This window comes from Leisingera sp. F5 (genome assembly GCF_001593695.1).
This window is the reverse complement of sequence record NZ_LUKH01000737.1, coordinates 1-1760: the sequence shown is the minus strand read 5'-3', so window position 1 is coordinate 1760 and position 1760 is coordinate 1. Positions and strand designations below refer to the sequence as shown.

Annotated in this window: 2 protein-coding genes; one reads left to right on the top strand and one right to left on the bottom strand. The window is 64.2% G+C overall.

Going from position 1 to position 1760, the window contains the following annotated elements; all coding sequences use genetic code 11:
• Positions 1–148: 148 nt before the first annotated feature.
• Positions 149–1228, top strand: coding sequence for a 2'-deoxycytidine 5'-triphosphate deaminase (locus tag A2I95_RS35395; protein WP_027258596.1), 1080 nt, complete (start codon positions 149–151; stop codon positions 1226–1228).
• Between the two features lie 76 nt (positions 1229–1304).
• Here the strand turns inward: A2I95_RS35395 and A2I95_RS35390 are convergent.
• Positions 1305–1760 (bottom strand): Lrp/AsnC family transcriptional regulator (locus A2I95_RS35390; RefSeq protein ID WP_291737237.1); only part of this gene is annotated, 456 nt, incomplete at its 5' end.

Here is a 1760-nt window from a genome sequence, read left to right as displayed (position 1 = left end):
TTCGAGTCCTGCTAGCCCGACCATATGAAAAACGCCCGGGTGTTCGCGCACCCGGGCGTTTTCGTATCCTGTGCAGGCCTTTGGCGATTGCGCAGCCGGGCCAATTCGGCCAGCATCGCCGCAAAGCCGGCACGCGGAGGGACAGAAAATGACAGGCGTTTTGCCCAGCCAAACCATTGAAAAAATGCTGGATCGCGGCGAGATCGCCGTCAGCACCCCACTGGTCGAAGGCCAGGTGCAGCCTGCAAGCCTCGATCTGCGTCTGGGCAACGTGGCCTATAGGGTGCGCGCGTCTTTCCTGGCCGGTCAGGGCCGCAGCGTTTCCGACCGGCTGAGTGAATTCGAGATGCACCGCATCACCCTGGACGGCGGTGCGGTGCTGGAAAAGGGCTGCGTCTATGTGGTGCCCTTGATGGAAAGCCTGGCGCTGCCCGGCGATGTCTCGGCAGTGGCCAACGCCAAAAGCTCCACCGGGCGGCTGGATCTTCTGACCCGCACCATCACCGACGGAGGCGAGGAATTCGACCGCATCAAACCCGGCTACACTGGCCCGCTTTATGCCGAGATCTGCCCGCGGTCGTTCTCAGTGCTGGTGCGCCCCGGCATGCGGCTCAACCAGATCCGTTTCCGCACCGGCCAGGCCGTTCTGTCAGACGCCGAGCTGAAGATGCTGCACGCAGGCTCGCCGCTGGTCGATGGCGACGCGGTGATCGAGGATGGCCTGGGCTTCTCGGTTGACCTGAAACTGCCCGGCAGTGATCTGGTCGGTTACCGTGCCAAGCCGCATACCGGTGTGATCGACCTGGACCGGATCGGCGAATACGACCCGCAGGAATACTGGGAGGAAGTGCGCACCAAGGACGGCCGCATTATTCTGGATCCCGGTGCCTTCTACATTCTGGTGAGCCGCGAGGCGGTGCATATCCCGCCTGCCTTTGCCGCCGAGATGGCGCCCTATCTGGCCATGGTCGGCGAATTCCGGGTGCATTACGCGGGCTTCTTCGATCCCGGTTTCGGCCATGACGCGGCTGGCGGCACCGGCTCGCGCGGGGTGCTGGAGGTACGCTGCCACGAGGCGCCATTCGTGCTGGAGCACGGCCAGGTGGTGGGACGTCTGGTCTATGAGAAGATGGCGGAGGTGCCCGAGCAGCTTTACGGCGCCGGCATTGCCTCCAACTACCAAGGCCAGGGCCTGAAGCTGTCCAAGCACTTCAGGACGCCAGCCTGAACACGTTCCGTCTGGCGGCTACGCCGGGCAGCGCCCTCCCGACGGGAGGGCGCTGCCCTCATCATTTTCTAACCGGTCACTTTACCGGCCTGCCCTCTGCCAGTTTCTCTGTCGTGCCCGCCTGCACGGGACGGTCCAGATGCGTCGACAGCACCATATGGGTGCGGGTGCCGCGGACGCATTCGACCTCATAAACCCGCGCCAGCAAGCCTTCCAGCGCCTTGGGCGAGGCCACCCGCACCTTTAGGATCAGGTTTGCGTCGCCCGCGGCACTGTGGATTTCCTCCAGTTCCGGCATTTCTTGCAGCGCCAGCAGGTCGGTGGTCACGCCCCAGCCTTCGGTGTCCACATGGATAAAGGCCAGCAGCGGCTTACTCACTGCAGCGCCATCCAGCCGCGCTATGGTGGCCTTGATGGCGCCAGAGGCCCGCAGCCGCTTGACCCGCTCATGCACCGCAGGCGCCGACAGGCCGACCTCCTGGCCAATGGCGGCATAAGACAGCGTTGCATCGACGCTCAGCGCGCCTAATAT